We start from the raw sequence: 20,870 nt of genomic DNA, 5'->3' as shown, positions 1-20,870 counted from the left end.
TTAGTGGGAACTCAGCCAAGAAAGTCACGGCCGGATGTTGATGAAGGCACAGCCCGAGGCTGCCAGCAACGCTGAGCGCCGCCCTAACCTGCCCCGGCCCCTGACCGGCAACGAGGCCATCGCGCGCGGCGCCTGGGAGGCCGGGGTGCAGGTTGCGGCCTCGTATCCGGGAACGCCCAGTACCGAGATCATGGAAAGCCTGGCGACCTACGACGCCGAGGACCTGCACGCCCAGTGGTCGACCAACGAGAAGGTGGCCATGGACGTGGCCATCGGTGCCTCGCTGTCGGGCGTCCGGGCGCTGGCCAGCATGAAGCACGTGGGCGTCAACGTGGCCGCCGATTCGATCATGTCGCAGACCTACATCGGCGTCCACGGCGGCCTGGTGCTGGCGGTTTGCGACGATCCCGGCATCCACTCATCGCAGAATGAACAAGACACCCGGATCTTTTGCCGGCTGGCCAACATCCCGGCGCTGGAACCCTCGGACGCCCAGGAGGCGCTCGACTTCACGCGCCTGGCCTTCGACATCAGCGAGCAGTTCGACACCGCCGTGATCGTGCGCGCCACGACGCGGCTCTCCCACACCCGCAGCCCGGTGCTGGTGGGAGAGCGCCACGAGCATCCCTCCAAGGGCTGGGTCGACGATTCCCAGAAAACGGTGATGATCCCGGCCTATGCCCGCATCCGCCACCCCGAACTGATCAAACGCGAAGAAGGTTTGCGCGAGTATTTCGAAAAGAGCGACCTCACGCGCTGGGAAAAAGGCGAGACCAGCTTCGGCATCATCACCCACGGCACCTGCTACCCCTACGTCAAGGAAGTGGCGCCCGAGGCCAGCGTGCTCAAGCTGGCGGCCTCGTACCCGCTGCCCAGCAAAGTGGTCGAGGAGTTCTGTGCCTCCGTCGACCGCGTCTTCGTGGTCGAGGAACTGGAGCCGGTGATCGAGACCGAGGTGCGGGCACTGGGCATCGCAGCCGAGGGCAAGGAATTCTTTCCCCGCGTCGGCGAGCTTTCGCCCGAGGGCGTGCGCGCCGGATTGGCCAAGGCGGGCGTGATGGAAGCACCGGCCGAGGTTCACGACTGGGGCGTGACGCCGCTGGTCAGGCCGCCGGTACTCTGTCCGGGCTGCCCCCACACCACCAGCTACATGGCGCTGAGGGCGCTCGATGCCCGGGTGGCGGGCGATATCGGCTGCTACACGCTGTCCGCCGTCGAGCCGCTGAAATCCATCGAATCCACGGTCTGCATGGGCGCCAGCATCGGCAACGCCGTGGGCATCGCCAAGTCGGGCAGCGAGCAAAAGCCGATCGTCGCGACGCTGGGCGATTCGACCTTCCTGCATGCCGGCATCCCGCCGCTGATCGACGCCGTCTACAATCAGGCCGACATCACCGTGCTGATCCTCGACAACCAGATCACGGCCATGACCGGCGGCCAGGACCATCCTGGCACCGGCCGCACGCTGCGCGGCGACGAGACCCACAAGATCGAGTACGAAGCTCTCTGCCGCGCCGTTGGCGTCGAATGGATACGCACGGTCGACAGCTACGACGTCGCCGCGGTCTACCAGACGCTGCGCGAGGCCACCGAGTACAAGGGTGTCGCGGTGGTCATCTCCGACCGGCCCTGCGTGCTCGACCCGGTCAAGCTGCGCGGCCCGACGCTGGCGGTCGAGGCCGCCGGCTGCGTCGCCTGCCAGGCCTGCATGAACCTGGGCTGCCCCTCGATCAGCTGGATCGACGAGACCTATGAAGGCCACCGCAAGGTGGCCATCGACGGCGCCAGTTGCATCGGCTGCACGCTGTGCGCCCAGATCTGCCCCAGCGACTGCATCCAGCCCGTGTCATGAGCCAATCATGAGCCAGCCTGAACTCCTCAGCCAAGATCAAGCCGCCGCCCTCGATCCGGCCACGGCGGTGACGCGCAACGTGCTGGTGGTCGGCGTCGGCGGCCAGGGCGTTATTATGATTTCCAAGGTGCTGGCCCTGGTCTGCCAGATGCAGGGCTACTCGGTAAAGCAGAGCGAAGTCCACGGCATGGCCAAGCGCGGCGGCTCCGTTTTCAGCCACGTGCGCTATGGCGGCCAGGTCTGGTCGCCGACCATTCCGTTGGGCGAGGCCGACGTGCTGTTGGCCCTGGAGTGGGCCGAGGGCCTGCGCTGGCTGCCTTATCTCCGCCCCGAGAACGGCGTCTTCATCTCCGACACGCAACAGGTGGTGCCGCCCTTTGCCTGCCGCAACCGAGGCATCGGCGCCGAGCTTGGTTATGCCAAGGAGACGCCGGGCGAGATCGTCGCGCGCGTCGGCGAAGGTTATGCCCTGGCGGCCGGCCGCATGGCCGACGAGATCGGCAACAGCCGCGCCGCCAACACCATCCTGCTCGGCACCCTGTCGACGACCTTCGACTTCCCGCTCGAGGACTGGCGCAAGGTGATCGCCATGTTCGTGCCCAAGGGCACCGAAGACGTCAACCTCGAGGCCTTCGAGCAGGGCCGCACCTGGATCGAGGAGGCGCGGGCAAAGCCCGAGCCGGCGGCCGATCCGGCGCCGCCGGCAGCGCCCCTCCCGAGCCAGCCGATGGAAGTGGAACTCGAGATCACCGAGGCCTGGTGCAAGGGCTGCGACATCTGCGTCAAACTTTGCCCCGAACGCTGCCTGGTGCTGGATGCCCGGCAGGTGGCCCGGCTCACCGACCCCGAGGCCTGTACCGGCTGCCGCATCTGCGAGTGGCTCTGCCCCGACTTCGCCATCGCCGTGAAGCATCGCGAGCCGGTCGCCGCCTGATGAGTAACGGTTTGCAACACCTGCACGGCAACCACGCCTGTGCGCTGGGCGCCGTGGCGGCGGGCTGCCGCTTCTTCGCCGGCTACCCCATCACGCCGTCCTCGGAGATCGCCGAGCGCATGTCGCGCGAGCTGCCCCGGGTGGGCGGCACCTTCATCCAGATGGAAGACGAGATGGCCTCGATGGCGGCCGTGCTGGGCGCCTCGATGGGCGGCCTCAAGGCCATGACCGCAACCTCGGGCCCGGGCTTCTCGCTCAAGCAGGAGCACATCGGCTTTGCCGCCGCCACCGAGGTGCCCTGCGTCGTGGTCAACGTCATGCGCGGCGGCCCCTCCACCGGCATGCCCACCAAGCCGGCCCAGTCCGACATCATGCAGGCCCGCTGGGGCAGCCACGGCGACCACCCGCTGATCGTGCTGACACCGGCCTCGGTCAAGGAGATCTACAACGAGACCATCCGCGCCTTCAATCTCTCCGAGGCCTATCGGGTGCCGGTGATCGTCACCTTCGACCAGATCGTGGCGCATCTCTTGGAGACCTTCGAGACGCCGCCCGAGGCCGATATCGTGCGTATCGAGCGCAAATGGGCCGAGGCCGATGCACCCGACTACCAGCCCTACGCCGAAACCTCCGACGGGGTGCCGGCGATGGCCCGGCCGGGCGACGGCAATCGCGTCCACACCACCGGCCTGACCCACGCCGAAAGCGGCTTTCCCACCCAGGAACCGGAGGTGGTGACGCGGGTCATGGAGCGCCTGCTGGGCAAGCTCGAGCGCCACCGGGCCGACATCGAGAGCTACCAGGCGCTCGACTGCGACGACGCCGAGATATTGATCGTGGCCTACGGCATCACCGCCCGGGCGGCCCGCCGGGCACGGCGCGAGTTGCGCCAGGAAGGCTTGAAAGTCGGCCTTTTCCGCCCCATCACGATTTGGCCCTTCCCCGAGGAAGCGCTGCGCCAGGTGGCGGCACAGGCCGACCACGTGCTGGTGCCGGAGATGAACGCCGGGCAACTGGTCATCGAGATCGAGCGCCTGCTGCCCGGGCCCCAGGTGCTGCCCCTCAACCGCATCGACGGCGAACCCATCGGACCGGCCGAGATCGCCGCCCGGGTACGCGAGTTGGCCAGATGAACGAACAAGCGCAATCTTTCGAGATCCGCGACTACCTCAGGCTCGAGCTGATGCCGCACTTCATGTGCCCGGGCTGCGGCCACGGCATCGCGCTGAGGGCGCTGTTGTGGGCCGTGCACGAGCTGGGCATCGACAAAAATGATCTGGCCATCGTTTCCGGCATCGGCTGTTCCGGCCGGGTGGGCGCCTATATCGACGCCAACACCTTCCACGTCACCCACGGCCGGCCGCTGGCCTTCGCCACCGGCCTCAAGCTGGCCCGGCCCGAATTGCGCCTCGTCGTCATCACCGGCGACGGCGACTGCCTGGCCATCGGCGGCAACCACCTGATCCACGCCGCCAGGCGCAACCTCGACATCACCTGCCTGATGCTGAATAACGAGGTCTACGGCATGACCGGCGGCCAGGTCTCGCCGGTAACCTCGCCCGATCGTCTGACCACCACCACGCCCAGCGGCAACATCGAGCCGGCTTTCGACGCCTGCGCGCTCGCCGGGGCCGCCGGGGCCGGCTTGGTGGGCCGCGAGGTGACGCTGCAAACGCCGGCCCTGAAGAACCTGATCAAGGATGGTCTCGAGTATCCCGGTTTTGCTTTCCTCGAGATCATCTCCGACTGCACCGAGATTTACGGCCGCAAGAACGACCTCGGCGAATCGGCCGAGATGATTCTCAGCCAAAAAGCCGACATGCGGCCCGAGGCCTACCACAACACGGCCGACCAGCCCTTCCGGCCAAACAGCATGGAAACCGGCGTACTGGTGCGCCTCGAGCGCCCCGAATACGGCGAGACCTATCGCCGGCATGCGGCGGGGCTGGCGGGGGAAACGGAGTGATGCGCATGGCGGCGATCCCCCCCACCCCGACCCTCCCCCAGTTTCGTTTTTGTGGGGGCGGGAGCTATCACCAGCCATCACAATCTTCACCGCCTTCCACTTCCTTCCCCCTCCCCCTTGATGGGGGAGGGAGGGGTGGGGGTGACGCACCCCGGCCCGAGGCCGAAAATGACTGAGCGCGAGATCAGGCTGGCCGGCAGCGGCGGCCAGGGGCTGATTCTGGGTGCCCGCATGCTGTTCCGCGCCGTCGGCTTCGAGGGCAAGCAGGCGGCCCAGTCGCAGAGCTACGAGCCCACCAGCCGCGGCGGCTTTTGCCACTCCGACGTAGTGGTCAGCGACTCGGACGTCGACTATCCCCTGCTCAGCGCCATCGACGTGTTGCTGGCGCTGGACCAGGTCGGACTCGATCACTCGGCGGCCCAACTCAAACCCGGCGCCCTGGTGGTGCTGGACGAGCGCCTGGCGCCCCAGCCGCCCGAGGGCGACTACCGCCTGCACGCCTCGCCGCTCACCGACCGCGCCATCGAACTCGGCAACCCGCGCGCCGCCAACATCGTCGGGCTGGGCGTGGTGGCGGCGCTCGACGGCATCTGCGGCCGCGAGGCCCTGGAACGGGCGATTCGCGACGAGATCCCGGCGCGTTTTCTCGATTCCAACCTGGCCGCCCTGGACGCCGGCTACGAGCTCGGCGCCGCCTGAGTCTTACGGCCTGCTGTCGAGCCATGTGGAACCGGTTATGCCGCACCATCGGCCGGCTGCTGGTTCACCACCTGGAAAAGCCGGCGCGCAACTACGTGCCCTTCGCCGTCAGCGATCCCGAGACGCTGGGCCGCGTGCTCGAGCCCGGCGACATCGTGCTGGTCGAGGGCAACGAGCGCATCTCGGTGGCCATCAAGTACCTGACCCAGTCGACCTGGAGCCACGCCGCCGTCTACGTCGGCGACGCTGCCGAGTGCGAAGGCGGCCAGTGCCTGATCGAGGCCAACCTCTCCGAGGGCGTGGTGGCCGTGCCGTTGGCCAAATACAAAGGGCACAACACGCGCATCTGCCGCGCCGTGGGCTTAAGCGATTCCGACCGCCGCGCCGTGGTGGAGGCGTTGGTGGCCGGGCTCGGCACCGCCTACGACCTGCGCAACGTCATCGATCTGGCGCGTTACCTACTACCCAAACCGCCGGTGCCGGTGCGCTGGCGGCGCGGCCTCTTGGCGCTAGGGAGCGGCGATCCCAGCCGCGCCATCTGCTCGACCCTGATCGCCCAAGCCTTCCAGTCGGTGCACTACCCCATCCTGCCGCGCCGCGAGCACGAGGTCCTGCACCTGCGTCACCACAGCCTGTTCGTGCCGCGAGATTTCGACCTCTCGCCCTACTTCCAGGTCGTCAAACCGACGCTGGAGACGGGCTTCGATTACCGCAGCCTGACCTGGGGGGATAGTGGGGCGGAGGAGGATTAGGGGATCCGATCCGGCGATATCCAGCATGAATGGGGCCTAATGGTGCCCCCTCTACTTCCGTCAATTGGATATGGTGTCCCCGGAACCCTGGAGACTTTCGCGATAGACCACGTAAAGACCAGCCGCCGCGATGACGGCGGCGCCGATCAAGGTATCCAGATCAGGGAATTCACCAAACACCAAGTAACCCAAGATCATTACCCAGATCATTTTGCTGTAATTGAAGGGTGCCAGAAAAGATGCCTGCGCCTTCGAAAACGCCTGAATCATACAAAAATGGGCGCCAGCCCCCATCGCGCCGATTACCAAGAACATCAGCCATTGGCTAACTGTTGGCGCGGTCCAGAAAAACGGCACAATCAGGCTGGCCCAGGCAGTTCCGCCGATGCTCGTGTAAAGCAGTGTGGTCTCGTGCCGTTCCTTGCCCGCAAAGTGACGTGTGATGAGTTGAAAGACGGCAAAGCAAACCGCGCCAAATAACGCCACGCCCGCTGACCAGTGCCAGACTGCGCCGCCAGGGTGGACAATCAACAGCACACCGGCCAAGCCGACGACAACGGCGAGCCAACGATGCCAGCCTACGCGTTCGCCCAGAAACGGAACGGACAACGCCACAATGAACAACGGCCCGGTGAAGCCGATAGCTGTGGCTTCGGCAATCGGCAAATAGGTCAGGCTGACAAACAAGCTGGTGATCGACAGGACCAGGAAACCAGGGCGCACGAGCTGCATTATTGGCCGGCCGCTTTGCAACAAAGCAAACTCTCTACGGCCGCCGAAGTAACCGGCGACAATTACCGTGATGCCGACGAAATAACCCCACACGAGCATCACCGCATGCAGTTCATCCGTATAAAACTTGCAGGTGGTGTCAACGATGGCAATCAGCCCGGTCGCCGCCAGCAAATAGAGGACGGCAAGATTGTTCTGGGGAAGCGGCATAAAAAATTATCAACTTTGATGAGGATCTTTAGGGGTAAGCCAGCAGGGTCCGGGGACACGGGTCCGGGACACCATACTTAATTGACGCAAGTCCGGAACTTCGGAACTTGGGTAGCCCCCCTACTCCGGCAGCGGGTCCTGGCCGCCGATGTCGCGCAGCAAATTGACGTAGTAGCGAAAATCGTCGAGCTTGACGTCGGGCGGCACGGCGTGGTCGAGGCAGGGGAAGTAGGCGCCGGTTTCCAGCAGGTGCGGCACCTTGGACATGACCTCGTGGCGGATGGCCTCCTTGCCCTCGAGGAAGACGCGCTTGTCGATGTTGCCGCTGAGGACCAAGTCGCGGCCGTATTCCTTGCGCAGTGCGATGGCGTCCATGCCGGCCGCCACTTCCAGCGGCCAGGGGAAATTGACGCCCACCTCGAGCCACAGCGGGATCAGTTCCGTAGCGTCGCCGTCGCTGTCGACATGCAGGATCTCGATGCCCTCGCCGCGCAGGTAGTCGGTGATGACCTGGTAGCGCGGTGTCATGAACTTCTTGAACATCTCGGGCGAGATCAGCGGGCCGGAACGATACGCCATGTCCTCCCAGAAACGCACGCAATCGATGCGCAGATCCTTGAGCACGCGCTTGGCCATGACCAGGCTGAGATGCAGCACCTGGTCCATCATGTCCTCGACCAGATCGGGCGCGTCGTAAAAGAGGTAGATCAGCTCCTCCAGGCCGGTCCATTCGCGCAAGGGCCCGAAATAGCCCTCCAGCAGCAGCATGGTGGGCGCGTCGGTGGCGTTCATGCGCTCGACGTAAGCCTGCCAGTCGGCCGGGTAGCGTTCCGGCGTCTCCGGATCGAGGCGCTTTTTGTATTCCTTCCAGGTGGCCCAGTCCTTGACCGGGCGGTCGACGTACTTGGGCATGCGCCAGGGGTGCTGCTTGTTGACCTCGACGGTGACGCCGCCATAGGTGGTCTCGACGCGGTGGCGCTCGTCCTCGCTGATGATCTCGATTGGGAAGACCGGCATGATGGGCGGCGTGACGTGGACCGAGAGCAGGCTTTGGGTGTCGAGCTCCTTCAAGTCGGCCCGGTTGTGCTCGGAGATGATCTCCTGCAGGCCGTGCAGGTGGTCGAGCCCGAAATATTCGTTGTAGGCGTCCTGGTTTCTGATCTCGGGTGGCGCGCCTTCGTCGATCCAGTTGTCGATGGTCTCGAGCCAGGAGCGGTGGAACCAGTCGATCAGCGAGACGTCGCCATCACGCTCGCCCCGGCAGATGGCCTTGAAGCGCTCGCGGTTGGGCATGGCTGGGGCTGCATCGTTCATCGGGCCACCTCCTGCATCCACTTCTCCGAGACGTCGACGGCCGCCACGAAATCCTCGCCGAAGCCGTCGGCCCCGGCCTTGTCGGCGAACTGCGAGGTCACCGGAGCGCCGCCGATGATGATCTTGACCTTGTCCCGAAGACCGGCCGCGTCCAGCGCCGCGACGACATCCGAGACCCCCACCATGGTGGTGGTGAGCAGCGACGAGATGGCCAGGATGTCGGCGTTGCACTCGCGCACGGCGGTGACGAAGTCCTGGGGCAGCACGTCGGTGCCCAGATCCTCGACCTCGAAGCCGTTGCTCTCCAGCATCAATTTCACCAGGTTCTTGCCGATGTCGTGCATGTCGCCCTCGATGGTGCCGATCACCACCGTGCCCTTGTGGGGCATGTTGATCTTGCCCAGTTCCGGCTGCAACAGCGCCACGCCACTGTTCATGGCGCGGCAGGCAACCAGAATGTCGGGCAAATAGACGGTGCCTTCCTGAAAGAACTTGCCCATCACCTGAATGCCCGGCACCAGGCCTTTCTCCAGGATCTCCAGGGCCTGCCGGCCACCCTGCATGGCCTCGCCCACCAGGCTGGCCACCGCCTCGGCATCGCCGTTCTCAACGGCTTCGCCGATTTGTTCGTAAATCTCCGCCATGCTTGTGCCCTCCGCCCTATGCCTCCCCCACCGCCCATTTAGCCAGACAAACCACCCTCCAGGCAAACGCCTTTAGCCGCCGTCATCGCTTTCCACGATCGGCAGCTCGCCGCCTTCCTTGAGCCATTCCAGTACGATATGCGATTGCACGCGGGCCACCGCGGGGTGGGGCAGCAGCACGTTGCTGATCAGGTCATTGAACTGGTCCAAATCCCGGGCCACGACCTTGAGCAGGAAATCCACGCCGCCGGTCAGTTTGGTGGCCTCGAGAATGTTCCTGTTCACCTCGATCAGCCGAATGAACGATGAAATGTCCTCCTGACTATGGCTGGTCAGCGTGACATCGACGAAAGCCATGATGCCGATGCCGACCTTGCGGTACGAGAGGTTGGCCCGGTAGGCCTTGATGACGCCCAGTTCCTCGAGGCGCTGGCGGCGGCGGCCGCACTGCGAGGCCGACAGCGCCGTCGCTTCGGCCAATTGCTGGCTGGTCAAGCGACCGTCCTGCTGCAGGGCGCTGAGGATCTGGCGATCGAATTCATCGAGATTGATCATTGTGCAAATCCTGTTGCGGACATCACGCATGATCATATGTCCATTCGCAAGTTTTCCGCAAATATCGAGAGTGCCGCCCTGTTATTTGCGCAATTCCTCCCTGACAACTGCGGCATAATACTGAACGAATTCGACAGCCGGTCCCGCCTCGGAATGTTTCGGCTCCTGCCAGACGGACGGAAGGCACCACCATGCTTCAACCCAACTGCATCATCCCCGACGGCGAAAGCCTGAGCGTCGAGGCCACCGCCTTTGCTGCCCGCAACCCCGGGCTGGCCCTGGAGATCAGCGACGAAATCCGCGGCCGCGTTGCCGCCTCGCGAAAACTGCTCGACGAGTTCGTGGCCTCGGGACGCATCATCTACGGCGTCACCACCTCCGTCGGCGGCTTCGTCAATTGGCTGGTCCCGGCGGCCCGGGCCAGCACGGTGCAAAACAACATCCTGCGGGCCGTGCAATCCAACGTCGGGCCGGACCTCGACGACGACTACGTGCGCGCCGCCATGCTGGCGCGCATCAATTCGCTGGGGCGCGGTAACTCGGCGTTATCCACGGCCAACTTCGACAAATACGTCGCCATGTACAACGCCGGCATCCTGCCCTGCATTCCCGAGAAGGGCTCGCTGGGCACCAGCGGCGACCTCGGCCCGCTGGCCTGCATCGCACTGGTCGGCACGGGGCAGTGGCGGGCCAAGTACGAGGGCGAGATCATGCCCGGGGCCGAGGCCCTGCAGCGCGCCGGCATCGAGCCCATGGAACTCGACTACAAGGAAGGCCTGGCGCTGATCAACGGCACATCGTGCATGGCCGGCATGGCGGCCTGCCTGACCACCGACGCGAAGCGCCTGATCAAGTCCTACACGCTGGTGTCCTGCCTCAGCCTGGAGGTCCTAAAGGCCAAGATCATGCCTTTCCATCCCGCGGCCCATCGCCAGAAGCCGCACCGCGGCCAGGTGCTGGTGGCCGATGCCATCTATCGCACGCTGGCCGACAGCGACATGATCGTGCAAGACCATGAGGTCGAGCAATGGCTGCACAAGATGGCCCGGGACGAGCCCCGGGGGCTGGACGAGCAGATCGAGGACGCCTATTCGATCCGCGCCACGCCGCAGGTGCTGGGTCCGGTGGTCGACACAACGCTGTTTGTCGAGGCCACCGTCGAGACCGAGCTCAATTCCTCGAACGACAATCCCCTGATCGTCGTCGAGGAGGGCGACGCGGTGCACAACGCCAACTTCCACGGCCAGTACATCGCCAACGCCATGGACCAGCTGGCCATCGTCCTGGTCACCATGTGCAACCTCTCGGATCGGCGCAACGACCGGCTGCTGGATCCCGACCACAACGGCGACCTGCCGCCCTTCCTCTGCCGCGAGGATCCCGGATTACGCCTTGGCCTGATGGGCGGGCAGTTCATGGCCACCTCGCTGACCGCCGAGATCCGCCAGATGTGCCATCCCATGTCGATCCAGTCGCTGACCTCGACGGCGGATTTCCAGGACCACGTGTCGTTCGGGCTGGTGGCGGCACGGCGCACCCGCGACATCCTCGACAACGCCTACTGCATCCTCGCCTTTGAATTGATCTCGGCCTGCCAGGCGGCCGATATCCGCGGCACCGAGACCCTGAGTTCCGCCACCCGCCGGCTGCACCAGATCGTCCGCGAGGAGGTGCCGTATCTGGATTTCGATACGCCCACCACGGACTACATCGAGGCCGTGGCGGCCCAGCTTCGCCAAGGCCGCATCCTCGAGGCCCTGCCCGAGGATATCGAGGGCTACGAGTGGTGAAGATTACTCGCTAGTCGAGCCCAGCGCCGCCTCGACGGCGCGGGCGATGGAAAACAGCCGCCGGTCGGTGCCGTGCCAGCCGGCCACGGTGAGGCCGACCGGTGCCTCGCCGGGCTGGTGGCAGGGCAGCGAAATGGCACAGCCATCGAGGAAATTGAACACCGAGGGATTGCGCAGCAAGAGCAGGTTGGTCCGGCCGAAGCTCTCCTCCGATTCCACCTCGGCCAAGGTCGGCGCAATGATCGGCACCGTCGGCATGACCAGGGCATCGCAGGACTGGAAGAGCTGGCCGGCGCGGCGGATGAAGTCCGTGCGAACGCCCTTGAGTTCGATGTAGTCGGCGGCCAACTGGTCGCGCCCCTTCAGGATACGGGAGCGCACGTAGGGATCGTAGGCGTCCGCCGCCCGTTCCAGATGACGCCGGTGCCAGGCATAGGCCTCGACCGCCACCAGACCGCCACGGGCGTTGATCTCGGGCAGCTCGGCAAGCTGCTCGAAGGCGATGCCGTTGATCGTGGCGCCGGCCGCCGAGAGCCGCAACAGCGCCGCTTCGAAGGCCTTGGCCACAGCCTCGTCGAGATCGTCGAGGACCAGGGTCTGGGGCACTGCGAGGCGCAGGCCATTGAGCGCAAAGGCCGACGGCGGTGGCCGCCTGTCGCCGGAAAGGATGGTGTCCAAAATGGCGCAGCACTCGACGCTGGCGGCCAGCGGTCCCACCGAATCGAGCGAGGGCGAAAGCGGTGCCACGCCGTTCAACGACACCCGGTTGGCCGTCGGCTTGTAGCCCACGACGCCCGACAGCGCCGCCGGTATGCGACACGAGCCGCCGGTGTCGGTGCCCAGCGCCGCCACCGCCATGCCGTCCGTCACCGAGACCGCGGCGCCCGACGAGGAGCCGCCGGGGATACGCCCGACCTCGCGATCGAAGGGGTTGGCCGGGGTGCCGAAGTGGGGGTTGAGGCCGATGGCGGAATAGGCGAACTCGGTCATGTTGGTGCGCCCGATGATGATCAGGCCGGCCGCCTTGAGGCGCGCGATGACGGGGGCATCGGCCGTGGCCGGCGGCTGCTGCGCCAGCACCTTCGATCCGGCCCGAGTGACCTGGCCGGCAACGTCGAAGAGATCCTTGGCCGAAACCGGAATGCCGGCCAGCGGCGACGGCGCCTGGCCGTTGGCGCGCAACTGGTCCATGGCCGCCGCCGCCGCCAGGGCCGCCTCGGCGTTGACGGTGATGAAGGTGCGGGCACCCTGGCCGTCGGAATCACTGATGCGGGCCAGGCTCTGCTCCACCAACTGGCGGCTGGAACTTTGGCCGGCCGCCAGGTCGGCGGCGAGTTGACTGAGCTTGGGCATGCCGGTACCACCCTTGGCGTATGAGAAATCCAGACCAGTAATTGTACAATCAAGCAGCATCATCGGGCGATAGGGCCGAAATGAAGCAGGCAGACATATCCGCTATCCACCTCGACGCCGTCGGCGGCGTTGCCGGTGACATGTTCGTGGCGGCGCTCCTCGACGTTCGCCCCGAGCTCTGGCCCCAGTGCCAGGCGGCGTTGGCGGCGCTGGAGTTGCCGGCCACTGTCGTGGCCTCCTTGATTCCCCACAGAGACGGCACCCTGGGCGGCAGCCGATTCGTGGTCAGCGACGCCGGCGGCGGCCACGCCCACACGTCCTGGCGGCAGCTCCGCGGCCGCCTCGAAAAGGCGCTGCGGGGCGAGGTGCGCCGGGTGGCGCTGGGCATCTTCCAGGCCCTGGCCGAGGCCGAGGCGGCGGTCCACGCCATCGCCGTCGACGAGGTGGAGTTCCACGAGGTCGGCGCCATCGATTCCATCGTCGACGTGGTTTGCGCCGCCGCCCTCATCGCCGCCATCGGCCCCTGCCGCTGGTCGCTGGGACCGCTACCCAGGGGGCGCGGCCAAGTCAAGACGGCACACGGCGTGCTGCCGCTGCCGGCCCCGGCGACGCTCGAGCTGCTCAAGGGTTTTTTGCTCGTCGACGATGGCGAGGAGGGCGAACGGGTGACGCCCACCGGTGCCGCAGTCCTGCGATTCCTGCAGGCCTCGCAGGAAACCGACAGCCAAGTCAGGCGCCTTGTGGGCGCCGGCACGGGTTTCGGCAGCCGCACCTTTGCCAGCCGCAGCAACATCCTGCGCGCCAGCCTCTACGCCGACGCTCCGGGAGCCGAAATCGGCACCCTGAACACCGACCAAGTCGAGGTGCTGCGCTGCGAAATCGACGACCAGAGCCCCGAGGACCTGGCCGTGGCGCTCGACCACCTGCGCAAGAACGCAGGCGTCATAGACGTCTGCCAGTGGCCGGTGTTCGCCAAGAAGGGCCGCGTGGCCACGGCGCTCCAGATACTGGCTCGGCCCGAGGCGGCCGAGCGGGTGATCGCCGAGATCCTCGACGAGACCACGACATTGGGCGTTCGCCGCGAGGCCCAGGCCCGGTGTACACTCGCCCGCCGAAGCAGCCGGGTGGGTGGCGTCGGCGTCAAGCTGGCCCGGCGGCGCAGGGGCACCACGGCCAAGGCCGAGATGGACGACCTGGCCGCCATCGACGGCGCCCAGACCCGGCGCGCGGCGCGGCGCGAGGCCGAGGCCAAGGCCTTGCGGGAAGGGGAAGGAAACGAGAGTGACGGAGCGGCTTGAACAGAGACTGGCAGGGATCCTGGAGGGTTGCGGCGAGGCCACCGTCGCCGTCTCGGGCGGCGTCGATTCGATGACGCTTTCGAGCTTCGCCCGGCGCACCATCGGGGCCCGGGCAAGCATGGTTCACGCAGTATCGCCGGCCGTTCCCGTTGCCGCCACGGAGCGCGTGAAGACCCAGGCCCAAGCCGAGGGCTGGCGCCTCGAATTGGTCGATGCCGGCGAGTTCGGCGACGAACGCTACCGCGCCAATCCCCTCGACCGCTGCTATTTCTGCAAGACCAATCTCTACCGCACGCTGGCCACCATGACGCCCGGCGTGGTGCTGAGCGGCACCAATTGCGACGATCTCGGCGATTTTCGCCCCGGCCTGCGGGCGGCCGTCGAGAACGCCGTGCGCCACCCCTACGTCGAAGCCGGCTTCGACAAGAAAGCGGTGCGCGCCCTGGCGCGGCGCCTGGGCCTGCCCGAGCTTGCCGCCCTGCCGGCCTCGCCCTGTCTGGCCAGCCGCATCGAGACCGGCATCCCCATCACGGCCCCGGACCTCGAGCTGGTCGACGGCGTGGAAAGCTGGCTGCGCCGGACCATCGAGCCGCGAACGGTACGCTGCCGGGTGCGTGCCGAGGGCCTGGTCATAGAGCTCGATGGCCAGGCCTTCGCTGCTCTGGCCGACCGGCAGGGTCTGATAGAGAGGCTCCGCCAACGCTTCCGCTTGCCGGCCGAGCGTACCCTTCGCCTCACCACCTACCAGCGCGGCAGCGCCTTCGTCGGCGACCGCCAGGCGGCCGAATGATGGAAAGCGCCGAAGTCAAACTCGATTTCCAGCGCCACCAGCGCCTGGGCATCAGTGAGGCCGTGCTCTGTGCCCAGAAGTCGCCGGCCCAGATCGGCGAAATTCTCGACCAGGCCCGGGCCGGCGGCGAGACCTTGCTGCTCACCCGTCTCGGCGCCGAGAAGGCCGCCGAACTGGCCCCGGAACAGCAGCGCCGGCTCGACTACGACCCGGTCTCCGAGACCGCCTTCTTCATGCGGCCTTTGCGGCCTCTGGCGCCGGCCCAGGTCGCCGTGGTCACGGCCGGCACCTCGGACGCCGGCCCGGCCCGCGAGGCCATCCGCACGCTGGAATTCCACGGCCTGGGCTCGACCGCCATCTTCGACGTCGGCGTGGCCGGTATCTGGCGCCTGATGGACCGCGTCGACGAGATCAAGCGCCACCCCGTGGTGATTGCGCTGGCCGGCATGGATGCCGCCATGCCGACGGTGCTGGGCGGCCTGGTGCCGGGGCTGTTGATCGCGGTACCCACCTCGACCGGCTACGGCGTGGCGCTGAACGGCGAAACCGCCTTCGCGGCCTCGCTGGCCAGTTGCGCGCCGGGCGTTATGGTCTGCAACATCGACAACGGCTACGGCGCCGCCTGCGCCGCCATCAGGGCGCTGACGGCGGCCCGCATGGTGGCCGCAAAATAGGTCGCCCGGCCCTCGCCGAAGGCGAAACCAAACACCCCCACCCTGCCCTCCCCCAAGCTTCCGCCCTGTGGGGAGGGGGTGTTTTTCTCTCTGTTCATGCAGTGCCGTCGGGTCGGAAGAACGGCACCACGTAGGGGCCTTCGGGAATCACGGCCACAGCGGGGTCGCCGCTGCGTGCCATGGCTTGGGCCACGGCGGCCTCGAGCGAATCCACCGTCTCCACTCCCGTCAGCAGCAGCTCGTCCGCCGTCAGACCAGGCGTGAAGAACTTGACCTCGCCCAGGCGCATGGCCTTGAGCTGCATCTCGGTCTGCCATTCGTCGACGTCGGCCAGGCGCTTGGCCAGCAGGCCCTCGAGAAAGGCCTCGGGGCCCTGTTCGACCAGGCGCCGCTGGGCCGCCGCGAATTCGACCGAGCCGAAACCCTCCGAACATTCCGAGGCGATGATGATGGTGCCGCCGGGCTCGAGGATGTCCAAGGGCGTCACCATGCCCTTGACGGTCTGGTAGTAGGTCTTGTCCAGGGGATAGCCGGCGGCCGAGGTGAGGATGGTGGCAAAGCGTCGCCCCACCGCCACTTCGGTAGCGCTTCGCACGAAGTCGACGGCCGCCAGGTGGCTCTCGACGATATCGCCGAAATTGACGTAGACCAGATTTCGTTCCTCGTCGAGCACCGTGTTGAGGGCATAAACCGGTGCCAGCAGGTCGATGATTTCGAGCTGTTCCTGGTGCAGCGGGTTGCCCTCGAGGTTGCACTGGATGGCGGCCGGGTCTTCCATGAAACGGGCCGAGTGGAAGGTGCGAATGGTCTCCTCGTGGGCGATGCCGGGCGCCACCACCTTGCGCCCGCCGGAATAGCCGGCCATGAAATGGGGCTCCACCAGTCCCGTGGCGATACGCAGATCGGCCTCGACGAAACGCCGGTCAAGACGAATCGGCGTGCCCCGCTTGGCCGTACGACCCAGGTCGACGTGGTCGGCGTCGTTGCGCGCGAAATGGTTGGCCACCTCGACCGTCTCCAGGACCCAGGGGTCGCCGACCAGTTCCTCGAGCTCGGCGCCCTCGTTGGGGCGATGGAGGCCCGTCGCCACCAGCACGGTAATGGCCTCGGCGGCCAGACCCTGGGCCAGCAGGCGCCGGATCATGGGGCCCAGGAAGAGGCCGTTGGGCACCGGCCGGGTGATGTCGCAAATGAGAATGCAGGCGGATTTGCAGCCCCGCGCCAGTTCGTCCAAGGGAGCCGCACCGAGGGGCCGATCGAGGGCCCTCGCGAGAGCGGCGGCCGGATCGGGCAGTACCGCCAGCGGCCGTTTGCGCAACACCGTGGCCCGGCAGCCCTCCGGCAGTCTGACTGCCAGCGTCGATTCGCCGAATGCCAGGTCGACGATCATCGCCCAAGCCCGGCGATGGCCGCCGGCAATTCGTGAAAATGATCGATCAGGGCATCGGCACCCAGCTCGGCCGGCGGCACCTCGCTGTAGCCGAAGCTCACCGCCACCACGGGAATGCCGGCGGCTTTTGCCGTTCTTACGTCGGTCAGGCTGTCGCCCACCATGATGGCGTTCTCCGGCACCCCGCCGAGCGCCGCGACGACGGCCAGCAGGTGGCCGGGATCGGGCTTGCGCACGGCCAGGCTGTCACCGCCCATGACGACGCTGAAGAAACCGTCGAGCCCGAGATCGGCCAGGAGCGGCGTGGTGAAGCGCATCGATTTGTTGGTACAGACCGCCAGGGCATGTCCGGCCTGGCGCAAACCGCCGAGCACTTCCGGCACCCCGGGGAAGGCTTCGCTGCGGCGACAGAGATTGGCGGCGTAGAAAGTAAAGGCCTGTTCCAGGAGTTCGTCGGTGCGGGCCTCGGAAGGTGCACCGCCGGTGCGCTCCAGGCCACGCACGATCATTTGCCTGAGGCCGCCGCCGATAAAGTCCCTGAGTTCGCGCATGGCCAGGGCCGGCCGGCCGATGATCTCCAGGGCGTGGTTGACGGCGTCGGAAAGGTCGCCGGCGGTTTCCGCCAGGGTGCCGTCGAGATCGAAGATGATGGCCGGGTTCGACATTCGGGATCCAGTGAAAAAATTCGTAAGAATTAGTTACTTGGCGCCTCCCCGGGCTTTGTGGCATGGTCCGCCCGGCTGCCGTCCCGGGTTGTTTTAGACGCCCCGCCGACCGCAGCCAACCGAAAAGGCCGCGCGGCGGCGGAGCCGCGTGGCGGCGGAAACCCGGCCGGCGCACCCGGAGATCGCGAAAGCATGGCAACGGACAGCAACCTCGCCGTTATCGTTCTCGCAGCGGGCAAGGGAACGCGGATGGAATCGGACCTGCCCAAGGTCCTGCATCCGCTGGCCGGCCGGCCGCTGATCGGCCACGTCATGGCCACCCTGGCGGAACTGGGTCCTGCGCGCATGGTGGCCGTGGTGGGCCCCGGAATGGAGGACGTGGCCGAGGCCGTGGCCCCGGCCCAGGTGGTGATCCAGGATCCCCAACTCGGCACCGGCCACGCCGTGCTGCAGGCGCATGAAGCACTGACGGACTTTGCCGGCGACGTGTTGGTGATCTTTGGCGATTCACCGCTTTTCCGAAGTGAGACACTGGCCGCCCTGGTGGCTGCCCGGGGCGAGGCAGCGGTTGCCGTGTTGGGCTTCCGGCCCCAAGGCGAGAACCAGTACGGCCGCCTGGTCACGATGGCTGAGGGCGGCCTCGAAGCAATCGTCGAATGGCGCGACGCCGACCAAGCCACGCGGGCGTTGCAGCTGTGCAATTCGGGCGTCGTGGCGGTCGATGGGAGGCGCTTGTTCGAACTCCTGGACGGTGTCGGCAAGCAGAACGCCAAACAGGAATACTACCTCACCGACATCGTCGCCGTGGCCCGCAGCCTGGGCTTGGATTGCACTTTTTTGGAAGGTGATCCCGAGGAAGTGCTGGGCGTCAACTCGCGGGCCGAACTGGCGCTCGCGGAAGCAGTGATACAGCGCCGCCTGAGAGCCGCCGCCATGGCCCAAGGCGCCACGCTCTATGATCCCGACAGCGTCTTTTTCAGCTTCGATACACGTCTCGGCCGCGACGTGGTGGTCGAGCCCCAGGTCTTCTTCGGCCCCGGCACCGAGATCGGCGACGGCGTCACCATCAAAGCCTTCAGTCATATCGAGGGCGCCCGCGTGGCGGCCGGAGCGACCATCGGCCCCTTCGCCCGGCTCAGGCCCGAAACGGACGTCGGTCCCGGCGCCCGGGTCGGCAACTTCGTCGAAATCAAGAAGGCCAGCATCGAAGCCGGCGCCAAGGTCAACCATCTGACCTACGTCGGCGACGCCCGGGTGGGCCCAGGCGCCAACGTCGGCGCTGGCACCATCACCTGCAATTACGATGGCTTCGACAAATCCTTCACCGACATCGGCGCCGGCGCCTTCATCGGCTCGAATTCGGCCCTGGTGGCACCCGTCAAGATCGGCGACGGCGCCATCGTCGGGGCCGGCAGCACCATCACCAAGGACGTGGACGCCGAGGCGCTGGCCGTCACGCGAGCACCGCAAAAGGAGCTTGCCGGCTGGGCCAGCCGTTTCCGGGCGAGAAAGAGGGGCGACTAGCGCATGTGTGGCATCCTAGGTGTCATCGGTAAGGCCGAAGCCGCGCCCATATTGCTGGCCGGCCTGAGAAGGCTGGAATACCGGGGCTACGATTCGGCCGGCGTCGCTACGCTCGTCAACGGCTCGATCGAGCGCCGCCGCGCCGAGGGCAAGCTTGGCAACCTGGGTGCGCTGCTGGACGACCGGCCTCTGGCCGGCACCATCGGCATCGGCCACACGCGCTGGGCCACCCACGGCGTGCCCAACGAGAAGAACGCCCATCCCCACGCCACGGCACGGGTGGCGATGGTGCACAACGGCATCATCGAGAACTACCGCGAGCTGCGCCAGGAACTGGCGGCCGATGGCTACGACTTCGTCACCGACACCGATACCGAGGCCGTGGTGCAGCTCATCACGGCGCATCTGGATCGCGGGCTCGAGCCGGTGGCGGCGACACACGAGGCCCTGAAACGCCTGCACGGCGCCTTCGCCCTGGCCATCATCTTCGCCGGCGAGCACGATCTGATGATCGGCGCCCGGCTGGGCAGCCCGCTGGTGGTGGGTTGGGGCGAGGGCGAAATGTTCCTCGGTTCCGATGCGCTCGCCCTGGCCGGGCTTTCCGACCGCATCACCTATCTGGAAGAAGGCGACTGGGTGGTTATCGACCGTGGTGGCGCCGAGGTGCGCGGGACCGACGGCCGACCGGTCGAGCGCGAGGTCAAGACCACGGCGCTAAGCGGCGCCACCGTGGGCAAGGGCAACCACCGCCACTTCATGCTCAAGGAGATCTACGAGCAGCCGACGGTGATCGGCGACACCCTCAACGCCTACTTCAATCCGGCCAGCCGCTCGATCCAGTTGCCGGTGCTGCCCTTCGATTTTGCCGAGCTGCCCAAAGTCACCATCGTCGCCTGCGGCACCTCGTTCTATGCCGCCATGGTGGCCAAGTACTGGTTCGAGCAGGTCGCCGGCCTCGGCGTCGAGATCGACATCGCCTCGGAATTCCGCTACCGCGCGGCGGCCATGCCGGCGGGCGGCCTGGCACTTTTCATCTCGCAGTCGGGCGAAACCGCCGACACTTTGGCGGCGCTCAGGTATGCCCGCCAACAGGGCCAGCACGTGGCCAGCATCGTCAACGTCGGCGAGAGCACCATGGCGCGCGAATCGGACCTGGTGCTGCCTACCCACGCCGGGCCCGAGATCGGCGTCGCCTCGACCAAGGCCTTTACCTGCCAGCTTGTCACCCTCGCTTGCCTGGCCATCGCCGCGGCCTCTGCCCGTGGCAGCATCGATCACGCCCGCGAGGAGGAGCTTTCAAAGGCCATCGCCGAGGTGCCGGCCCGGGCCGCCGAGGTGCTCTACCACGACGAAGCGCTGCAGGCGCTGGCTCATGAGCTGGCCGAGGCCCGCGATATCCTCTATATCGGCCGCGGCCCCTCCTATCCGATAGCCCTGGAGGGCGCCCTCAAGCTCAAGGAAATCTCCTATATCCACGCCGAAGGCTTCGCCGCCGGCGAGCTCAAGCACGGCCCCATCGCACTGATCGACGAATCCGTACCGGTGGTCGTCATGGCGCCCTCGGACCCGTTGTTTGAGAAGACCGCCTCGAACATGGAAGAGGTTATCGCGCGAGGCGCCCACGTCGTTTTCCTCAGCGACGCCGCCGGCATCGCGGCGCTGGGCGAACGTGCCAAGCACACCGTCGAGCTGCCCGCCGTCGATGCCTTCGTGGCCCCCATCCTCTAC

The 20,870-nt window shown here is 66.6% G+C and carries 19 protein-coding genes; 12 read left to right on the top strand and 7 right to left on the bottom strand.

Going from position 1 to position 20,870, the window contains the following annotated elements:
• Window positions 1–40: 40 nt before the first annotated feature.
• The 6 genes from iorA (at window position 41) to QGG75_21355 (ending at window position 6,203) form a co-directional block, all read left to right on the top strand.
• A complete protein-coding gene (gene iorA, locus QGG75_21380) occupies window positions 41–1,852 on the top strand; it encodes an indolepyruvate ferredoxin oxidoreductase subunit alpha (protein MDP6069780.1) in 1,812 nt (603 codons plus the stop codon).
• A gap of 7 nt (window positions 1,853–1,859) precedes the next feature.
• A complete protein-coding gene (locus tag QGG75_21375) occupies window positions 1,860–2,786 on the top strand; it encodes a 2-oxoacid:acceptor oxidoreductase family protein (protein MDP6069779.1) in 927 nt (308 codons plus the stop codon).
• Complete coding sequence (locus tag QGG75_21370; GenBank protein ID MDP6069778.1) at window positions 2,786–3,919, top strand: 2-oxoacid:acceptor oxidoreductase subunit alpha; 1,134 nt, start codon at window positions 2,786–2,788, stop codon at window positions 3,917–3,919. Before QGG75_21375 ends, QGG75_21370 begins: the two co-directional genes overlap by 1 nt.
• Window positions 3,916–4,752, top strand: coding sequence for a thiamine pyrophosphate-dependent enzyme (locus QGG75_21365; GenBank protein MDP6069777.1), 837 nt, complete (start codon window positions 3,916–3,918; stop codon window positions 4,750–4,752). The genes QGG75_21370 and QGG75_21365 overlap by 4 nt, the downstream gene beginning before the upstream one ends.
• Window positions 4,753–4,920: 168 nt before the next feature.
• Window positions 4,921–5,451, top strand: a complete 531-nt coding sequence (locus QGG75_21360; GenBank protein MDP6069776.1) for a 2-oxoacid:acceptor oxidoreductase family protein — start codon at window positions 4,921–4,923, stop codon at window positions 5,449–5,451.
• Window positions 5,452–5,474: 23 nt separating this feature from the next.
• Window positions 5,475–6,203 (top strand): YiiX/YebB-like N1pC/P60 family cysteine hydrolase, encoded by a 729-nt coding sequence (locus QGG75_21355; protein ID MDP6069775.1) that lies wholly within the window; start codon window positions 5,475–5,477, stop codon window positions 6,201–6,203.
• Window positions 6,204–6,263: 60 nt separating this feature from the next.
• On the opposite strand, the gene QGG75_21350 is transcribed toward QGG75_21355, so the two are convergent.
• The 4 genes from QGG75_21350 to QGG75_21335 form a co-directional block, all read right to left on the bottom strand.
• A complete protein-coding gene (locus tag QGG75_21350; GenBank protein MDP6069774.1) occupies window positions 6,264–7,145 on the bottom strand; it encodes a DMT family transporter in 882 nt (293 codons plus the stop codon).
• A 120-nt stretch (window positions 7,146–7,265) separates the two neighbouring features.
• Complete coding sequence (locus tag QGG75_21345) at window positions 7,266–8,459, bottom strand: uroporphyrinogen decarboxylase family protein (protein ID MDP6069773.1); 1,194 nt, start codon at window positions 8,457–8,459, stop codon at window positions 7,266–7,268.
• Window positions 8,456–9,103: a corrinoid protein gene (locus tag QGG75_21340; GenBank protein MDP6069772.1), complete on the bottom strand. Its 648-nt coding sequence runs from the start codon at window positions 9,101–9,103 to the stop codon at window positions 8,456–8,458. Before QGG75_21340 ends, QGG75_21345 begins: the two co-directional genes overlap by 4 nt.
• Before the next feature lie 72 nt (window positions 9,104–9,175).
• Entirely contained in the window at window positions 9,176–9,658 is a 483-nt protein-coding gene (locus QGG75_21335; GenBank protein MDP6069771.1) for an Lrp/AsnC family transcriptional regulator, read from the bottom strand.
• 191 nt (window positions 9,659–9,849) lie between these two features.
• Between QGG75_21335 and QGG75_21330 the strand changes: the two genes are divergently transcribed.
• Window positions 9,850–11,448, top strand: coding sequence for an aromatic amino acid ammonia-lyase (locus tag QGG75_21330; protein ID MDP6069770.1), 1,599 nt, complete (start codon window positions 9,850–9,852; stop codon window positions 11,446–11,448).
• Window positions 11,449–11,451: 3 nt separating this feature from the next.
• Here the strand turns inward: QGG75_21330 and QGG75_21325 are convergent, their stop codons facing one another.
• Entirely contained in the window at window positions 11,452–12,801 is a 1,350-nt protein-coding gene (locus tag QGG75_21325; protein ID MDP6069769.1) for an amidase, read from the bottom strand.
• Window positions 12,802–12,881: 80 nt separating this feature from the next.
• Here QGG75_21325 and QGG75_21320 point away from each other — a divergent pair, with 80 nt between their 5' ends.
• From QGG75_21320 to larB, 3 genes are read left to right on the top strand one after another with little or no spacing between them, the layout of a single operon-like run.
• On the top strand, window positions 12,882–14,099 hold the full coding sequence (locus QGG75_21320) for a LarC family nickel insertion protein (protein MDP6069768.1): 1,218 nt from the start codon (window positions 12,882–12,884) through the stop codon (window positions 14,097–14,099).
• Window positions 14,083–14,889, top strand: coding sequence for an adenine nucleotide alpha hydrolase (locus QGG75_21315; protein MDP6069767.1), 807 nt, complete (start codon window positions 14,083–14,085; stop codon window positions 14,887–14,889). Before QGG75_21320 ends, QGG75_21315 begins: the two co-directional genes overlap by 17 nt.
• On the top strand, window positions 14,886–15,563 hold the full coding sequence (gene larB, locus QGG75_21310; protein ID MDP6069766.1) for a nickel pincer cofactor biosynthesis protein LarB: 678 nt from the start codon (window positions 14,886–14,888) through the stop codon (window positions 15,561–15,563). Before QGG75_21315 ends, larB begins: the two co-directional genes overlap by 4 nt.
• 94 nt (window positions 15,564–15,657) lie before the next feature.
• On the opposite strand, the gene larA is transcribed toward larB, so the two are convergent.
• Window positions 15,658–16,953, bottom strand: coding sequence for a nickel-dependent lactate racemase (gene larA / locus QGG75_21305; protein MDP6069765.1), 1,296 nt, complete (start codon window positions 16,951–16,953; stop codon window positions 15,658–15,660).
• Window positions 16,950–17,618: a phosphoglycolate phosphatase gene (gph, locus tag QGG75_21300; GenBank protein MDP6069764.1), complete on the bottom strand. Its 669-nt coding sequence runs from the start codon at window positions 17,616–17,618 to the stop codon at window positions 16,950–16,952. Before gph ends, larA begins: the two co-directional genes overlap by 4 nt.
• Before the next feature lie 192 nt (window positions 17,619–17,810).
• Between gph and glmU the strand changes: the two genes are divergently transcribed.
• A complete protein-coding gene (glmU, locus tag QGG75_21295) occupies window positions 17,811–19,142 on the top strand; it encodes a bifunctional UDP-N-acetylglucosamine diphosphorylase/glucosamine-1-phosphate N-acetyltransferase GlmU (protein ID MDP6069763.1) in 1,332 nt (443 codons plus the stop codon).
• 3 nt (window positions 19,143–19,145) lie between these two features.
• Window positions 19,146–20,870 (top strand): glutamine--fructose-6-phosphate transaminase (isomerizing) (glmS, locus tag QGG75_21290; protein ID MDP6069762.1); only part of this gene is annotated, 1,725 nt, incomplete at its 3' end.

It is taken from the genome of Alphaproteobacteria bacterium, assembly GCA_030740435.1.
Classification (GTDB): Bacteria; Pseudomonadota; Alphaproteobacteria; order UBA2966; family UBA2966.
This window is presented reverse-complemented; position numbering and strand designations above follow the sequence as displayed.

What these genes read in the sequence shown, in the direction of transcription:
- QGG75_21365 (MDP6069777.1), top strand. Translation starts at nt 3,916, where the DNA reads ATGAACGAACAAGCGCAATCTTTCGAGATCCGCGACTACCTCAGGCTC.
- QGG75_21370 (MDP6069778.1), top strand. Translation starts at nt 2,786, where the DNA reads ATGAGTAACGGTTTGCAACACCTGCACGGCAACCACGCCTGTGCGCTG.
- QGG75_21360 (MDP6069776.1), top strand. Translation starts at nt 4,921, where the DNA reads ATGACTGAGCGCGAGATCAGGCTGGCCGGCAGCGGCGGCCAGGGGCTG.
- larB (MDP6069766.1), top strand. Translation starts at nt 14,886, where the DNA reads ATGATGGAAAGCGCCGAAGTCAAACTCGATTTCCAGCGCCACCAGCGC.
- QGG75_21330 (MDP6069770.1), top strand. Translation starts at nt 9,850, where the DNA reads ATGCTTCAACCCAACTGCATCATCCCCGACGGCGAAAGCCTGAGCGTC.
- QGG75_21345 (MDP6069773.1), bottom strand. Translation starts at nt 8,459, where the DNA reads ATGAACGATGCAGCCCCAGCCATGCCCAACCGCGAGCGCTTCAAGGCC.
- QGG75_21350 (MDP6069774.1), bottom strand. Translation starts at nt 7,145, where the DNA reads ATGCCGCTTCCCCAGAACAATCTTGCCGTCCTCTATTTGCTGGCGGCG.
- QGG75_21375 (MDP6069779.1), top strand. Translation starts at nt 1,860, where the DNA reads ATGAGCCAGCCTGAACTCCTCAGCCAAGATCAAGCCGCCGCCCTCGAT.
- gph (MDP6069764.1), bottom strand. Translation starts at nt 17,618, where the DNA reads ATGTCGAACCCGGCCATCATCTTCGATCTCGACGGCACCCTGGCGGAA.
- QGG75_21320 (MDP6069768.1), top strand. Translation starts at nt 12,882, where the DNA reads ATGAAGCAGGCAGACATATCCGCTATCCACCTCGACGCCGTCGGCGGC.
- QGG75_21335 (MDP6069771.1), bottom strand. Translation starts at nt 9,658, where the DNA reads ATGATCAATCTCGATGAATTCGATCGCCAGATCCTCAGCGCCCTGCAG.
- iorA (MDP6069780.1), top strand. Translation starts at nt 41, where the DNA reads ATGAAGGCACAGCCCGAGGCTGCCAGCAACGCTGAGCGCCGCCCTAAC.
- QGG75_21355 (MDP6069775.1), top strand. Translation starts at nt 5,475, where the DNA reads ATGTGGAACCGGTTATGCCGCACCATCGGCCGGCTGCTGGTTCACCAC.
- larA (MDP6069765.1), bottom strand. Translation starts at nt 16,953, where the DNA reads ATGATCGTCGACCTGGCATTCGGCGAATCGACGCTGGCAGTCAGACTG.
- QGG75_21325 (MDP6069769.1), bottom strand. Translation starts at nt 12,801, where the DNA reads ATGCCCAAGCTCAGTCAACTCGCCGCCGACCTGGCGGCCGGCCAAAGT.
- QGG75_21340 (MDP6069772.1), bottom strand. Translation starts at nt 9,103, where the DNA reads ATGGCGGAGATTTACGAACAAATCGGCGAAGCCGTTGAGAACGGCGAT.
- glmU (MDP6069763.1), top strand. Translation starts at nt 17,811, where the DNA reads ATGGCAACGGACAGCAACCTCGCCGTTATCGTTCTCGCAGCGGGCAAG.